This is a genomic window from Syntrophorhabdaceae bacterium (assembly GCA_036504895.1).
GTDB lineage: Bacteria > Desulfobacterota > Syntrophorhabdia > Syntrophorhabdales > Syntrophorhabdaceae > PNOM01.
Window position 1 is genome coordinate 1 of record DASXUJ010000060.1, and the last position, 5645, is coordinate 5645.

At 50.0% G+C, this 5645-nt stretch carries 5 protein-coding genes; all 5 read right to left on the reverse strand.

Annotated elements, in window-relative coordinates:
• Nucleotides 1–454, reverse strand: a 454-nt coding sequence (locus VGJ94_07515; GenBank protein HEY3276453.1) for a hypothetical protein, incomplete at its 3' end; no start/stop codon positions are given.
• 24 nt (nt 455–478) lie between these two features.
• Entirely contained in the window at nt 479–1468 is a 990-nt protein-coding gene (locus tag VGJ94_07520; GenBank protein HEY3276454.1) for a glycosyltransferase, read from the reverse strand.
• Between the two features lie 32 nt (nt 1469–1500).
• Nucleotides 1501–2901, reverse strand: coding sequence for a glycosyltransferase (locus tag VGJ94_07525; protein HEY3276455.1), 1401 nt, complete (start codon nt 2899–2901; stop codon nt 1501–1503).
• Between the two features lie 337 nt (nt 2902–3238).
• A complete protein-coding gene (locus tag VGJ94_07530; GenBank protein HEY3276456.1) occupies nt 3239–4282 on the reverse strand; it encodes a polysaccharide deacetylase family protein in 1044 nt (347 codons plus the stop codon).
• Nucleotides 4283–4298: 16 nt separating this feature from the next.
• Nucleotides 4299–5456, reverse strand: coding sequence for a hypothetical protein (locus VGJ94_07535; GenBank protein HEY3276457.1), 1158 nt, complete (start codon nt 5454–5456; stop codon nt 4299–4301).
• Nucleotides 5457–5645 lie beyond the last annotated feature (189 nt).

The window sequence follows — 5645 nt, forward strand, 5'->3', positions numbered from 1 at the left end:
GATGAATCCAATATTCGAGCTCATGGACATGGGTAATGACGGGGCATCCGAGAGTTGAAAGGAACTGGAGGACTTCTCCGTTGGTTATCGTATTCGAATACACAAGCCCTATCCGGTCCCGGGACAATTTATCCTTCAGACGCTGTTGATAGCGTCTCTCCGACCATCCATAGAAGCCTGGAATCGACAAAAGTACCTCGCCGGGACCGTTTCCGGCCCAAAGCCCCCTAAAACGATCGACCGGGGCGAGGGACCTGAATTCAGTCTCAAGCTCGCCGCTCCTTTTCAAAAGCACCTGAAAGGGGACCGTGGAGTTGCTCTTGAACCATTTCAGGAAGTCGAGAAGAATAATGGGAGCCCCCGTCCTTCCGGCGTCATGACTGACGAACAGCACTTGCCGTTGAGGCACCCTTCCCTTATCCGCTGTGGTGGTCTTCATAGAGTGGCGTTCCATTTCTTGCAGCTCCTTTAATGTCCTTTATGGCAGTAAATGGTTTTTGTCTCCCGCGACCATGGTCCGGACCGGTCGCCGGAGCACATCTCCCAGCACCCGGGGACACCATAAGCCGGCGAGAAAGGCGGCTATTCTTAGGCGAACAGGACTTACCCGGAGCAGCCGCAGTAGCTCCGCAGTCGCTTTGATTCGGTTTTCATTGAGCCCGTAGTAGTAAAGTCGTTCCGCGCCGCGGAGAATTTTCTGCTCGAGTGTTCTTTCGATCAGGCTCCGGACGCTTAATGCGCACCGGGGAAGATGGTTCCTGAGTATGGCTATGTCCTCCGGAAGATAACGGAAGGGCCTGAGATTCTTCGGTCCGGAAGCAGACGAGGGGCTGCATCGCCATCGGACCAGGGGCTCCTTTATGATCGTGAACTCGAACTTGGCCGCGATCCGGATATAAAGGTCATAGTCACTTGCCCTCGGAAATTGTTCATCCGACAAGCCTACTTTTTCAAAAACTTTTGATGGGACCATCACCTGGGAAGTTGTAGATATAAAGGGGCCCTTCAGGAGCTCCCGGTAATAAGAGCCCGTGGCGGTCGTATTCTCACGAAAATCCTTGCAAAAAGGAGCAAAGAAGAGCGTCGATTCAGTGGTGCCCGCGTCGTTGAACTCTATACCGTCGACCGCGATGAGCCCTGAATAGGGATGATTGTTGGCTTCCCTGGTCTGAACTGATAGTTTTTCCGGCTCCCAGAGGTCATCGCCGTCGAGGAAAGCGATAAACTGACCGCCTGCCTTGCGAATGCCCGTATTCCGGGAAGCGGCAATCCCCTTGTTCGGCTGGCGCACATATATGATTTTATCCCCAAATGTGGCAATGCGGTCGGGCGTATCATCCGTTGACCCATCATCTACAACTATGACTTCGAATGGTGAATAGGTCTGGGCGAAGACGCTTCTCAAGGTATCTTCGATATACCGACCCTGATTATATGTGGTCACTACAACACTTACCAATGAGTTCAATCCTGTCCTCCCTTTAAGACGGTCCTGCGCCCCTACCTGCCGGCAGGAAAAGCCTTACAGCTCATCCTTTTTATCCGTTTGAAAGCATGGGAAACCATTAAATCGGAGACGGCCAGTAATCCACCCGTGCTTCCCTTCTTCAGAAGCTGTGCCACGCACCTTCTGGAATCGTATTCAAAGTAGTCTCTTAGAATTTTCGGGGGCCATGCCCTTTGAGAAAGATGCTCGGATATGGAAAATAATTCCGCAGCCGATGCGGAGCTCCTGGGCCCGGAGTCATATTCGTTCAAAAGGCGATCGTAAAGTCGTTTTACCGCGGTCAAGTCCCCGTTATGTAAATAACCTTTTAATAGTCCTATTTTGCCGCAGGCGAATTCATGATAGGACCTGACAAGGGTGGTAAGAAACGTGTTTTCGAGATAATTTCTTCTGGTCATGTTGTCCTTATGCCACCTGTATTCGCCCGTTACCTTGTTCACCTGAAGGAAGCGGTATTTTCCGGCAAACCGCATCCACATATCCCAATCCATAAGCTGGATCAGCTCCTCGTTGAACAGGCCTGTTGCAATAAAACAGTCTCTCTTGTGCAGCATGTTCAGAGTAGATATGTAATTGTTCCTGAATAAAGAATTCTTCGCGTATTTTTCGGGTCTGATGCCATACAGGCTCCTTGAGGCTTCAATAAAGTCGGAGCCACGCCTTTCACCTGTACACCACCATGCGTTGGAATAGACCACATCATAGGAAGTTCCCTCAATTGCCCTCACCAACGTTTCGAGATGATCAGGATAATAGACATCATCATCATCCAGGTAGGCGATATACCTGCCCCTGGCTTTCTTTATCCCTTCGTTAAGTGCGGCGGAAAGTCCTTTATTGACCGTGAATTTGTAATAACGTATGTTTCGGGACCCAAAGGAGTCGATAACGAGCTTCGCATTATCATCTCCTCCATCATTAATCACTATCAGTTCAATATCCTTATATGTCTGGCTCATTACACTTCGAATGCCTTCCCCGATGGAGGTCGACCTCCTGTAAGTGGGCATAATGACCGATACGGTACATGACGAGTCTGCCGTTTGCAGGCATGTTCTCCCGCAATGGGTCGATGCAAGCCCTTTGACGATTTCAAATATCTCTGCCTGCTCCGGATTCTGCCTCAATGATTCGGAAAGACACATAAATGCAAGTCTCGGTTTTGAGCTGTCCAGATATATCCTTCCTATGTCGCTCAAATACTTCCATCTTTCTTCCCCATAAAGACTTTTCAGCTTCAGGTAAACCAGGTGGTCGTCTTGATCAGCTTTTGCCTCCTGCTTCATTCTGAGGCTGTTCTCGTAATATGCGATGAATGCGGAACGCGCCGATTTATCGGATGGATCATGAAGGCACGTCTGTTTGAGCAGACTATGGTCAATCGAAGAGCTCATTTATCTCACACCTGCCTGCTTCAGAATATTAATTCGCCCCATCTCGTCCCATGGTAGAGTTTACATGCGGTCCAGGTTGTCCCCCGTCCCCCTGTTCCGCCCGCGGAAAGAGGACTTTCTCGACGGGTCCCAATCGCCCGAATTTCCTTTCCTTTTCTTTCAGTTCAAGGCTTTCCAAAAGTCTTTGGGCATGAATCGCCTGACCTTCGGAGATAGAGTTCAACGTTCCACATACAGGGCACCTGTTATGAATGTTGCGTCTCATCTTCCTCAGCTCTACCTCGAAGCTTCTTCCACAAACCGGACACGTAACGAGTCCGTTGAATTCAGTCATTATTCAACCTCCCGTCGGGCAAAAATGCGGCCACCTGGGGCGGATGGCCTGTGCAACCCTTTGCATCTTACCCCTTGAAGAAAAAAAGGAATCGAGCTGCATGACGAATATATCGAGGGGCCAATCAAGCACTGCGTATCGGTTGAGACGAAATAGGTCGTCACCGGATTTGACGCTGCCGGGAAGCATCGTACACCCCAATGAGAAGCCGGCCTTTTTCACAATGGCGACCGTTTCGGCAGTGAAGTCTTCATTCGAGCCATGAGGATATGCAAAAGCGGAGATCGGCCGGCCGAGGATATCACTCAGCATTTCGCGTCCCCGGGCGATCTCACTATACTGATCTTCATTCTTCATCTGCGAAAGGACTGCATGTGTAATTGTGTGGCCGCCGATTTCCCATCCTTCCTGCGACAGACGATATAATTCGCCGGCATTCATCGGTCGGTATCCCTCGCGGCACTTCCGCTCCTGACCCGTCCATCTTTGCAACTCATCGAGAACCTCGGTGCGCTCGTCGTGGCGAAGGGATTTCAGCCGATTCCAGACGTCCCAGAAGACACTCTTTATTTGCCCCGGCGAAACTGTATCCCACGCGCACGATTGACCCCCAATGGACAGGTTCAGTTTTTTCGGCAATCTTTCGGCGCAAAGCAAAAGCCTGTCCAGTTCGTCGTACCAGAATTCCCTCTGTTCTCCAACTAACCCGGAGGGAACAAAAACTGTTGCCGGGGTGCGGGCTGCCCTCAAGATCGGATGAGCCCGCTCCAGAACATCAAGATAGCCATCGTCAAATGTCACTGCCACGGCCCTGGGTGGCAGGTTCCCCCTCAGGAGTGCCTTGCCCAAATCCTGCAGTGGCATTAGGGTGCATGTTTTTTTCAGGTGGTCCACGTGCTGGGCGAAGTGGGAGGGGGAGACCGCCAGGTGGTGGGGGTCGAAATCGAGATCGGCTATCCGGTGATAGGCAAGTATGACTGCCCCGCGCAGAAACCGTCTGCGCGCCCTTCTCAGGATACTCTTTATCTTTGGACGCCCTCTCTCCATTGACCCGTCTCCCTGGTTAGTAATTGTCTGAATAAATGGGCCGCATATCCCAATTAGTGATTTCCATTACGCTCTTACTCCCCATGGACCAGACACTTCCGGAGTCAAGGGGGTAAATCGCAATGGGTGGATAAAAAACTTTCGAATCTTGTTGCCCGTACGCGTCAGGTGTGTGAAATCCCTTTTTCTTCAATATTTCGGTCGTTTCCTCAGATAAAGTTGCGGACCAAATGGCGATGGAGGATAAACCTCCCCAGCGTATAACCACGTCCAGAAGATCAGAGAATATTTCGCTGCTCGTACTTTCCCAGTCGACAATAAGGGCTGTATGTGGGTCACGAACGGATTGCTGGAGAACGATAAAGCCCTGAAATCCACCCTTTTCGCAAAATAAAAACCGAAAGACAGAAAAAGGATTATCAAATCTCCAGGCATAAAATTCCTCGTCTCGAACCTGCCTGATACGGCCCTCATTTTTTGACGTCCTGACAAGGGCGGCCATAGCGTCCGGTCGTGGCTTTTGGTCCACAGATATGCCCAAGTGTTTAAAACGCTGTATCGATTCGTAATTGTCGTCCAGGACATGGAAGACTCCGGAGGTCTTCTGCGTCGGTGAATGGACATCCCGCACAACGGCACTTTGATAAAACCGGTATAGGGAGGGAAGAAGCGGAAGCTGACGAACTGTTTGGCGCAGCAGGTTATTATTTCCGTTCTTGCCTCCTCTCCATTCCATAATTCCCAGTTCTCCGACCGATCTTGCCCATTTTAGTGCACTTCCCGCTGATAGTGAATTAGTTGCCAGTGAGATTTCGAAACTGAAAGCATCCTTCTTCAATTTTTCAAATGCACGGTATTTCATTGCATCGTGGAGCCCTTGTCGACGGTGGTCGACTTTAGTGACTGCATCTCCCCCGCTGAAACAAAGATACTCGTCACCACGCTGTCCCGCCTGCCAGCGAGCGGCAAAAAAACCTGCTACCGAAACTATCTTCTTTTGATAAAGGGTTAGATAAATGAGTGGGGTCGTGGTATATGGGTTACGGCAATATTTCCAGTCGAGATACATGCTGTTTCTATTTCGATCGGTGCCCCAAAGAGGTTCCATCAGATCGAGCAGTTCTTCCTTGTATTGAGGTTCATACATCACGATATCGTACGTTTTATCGCCCATTTTATCTCCTCTGTCTTTAGATCCTTGGAATTTGACCGGATCAGGTGCAGCATGCGGTCTCGCGACTCATTTCATTAAGAGCTGTTTACTGGCAGGGGTGGAGCAAATTTTTTGCAGCCTTTAGAAATCTATAAGTTCTTGGTAGATTTGTCTTGAGAATAGGAAGGTGTAGTCTAAGAAAATGGTTCG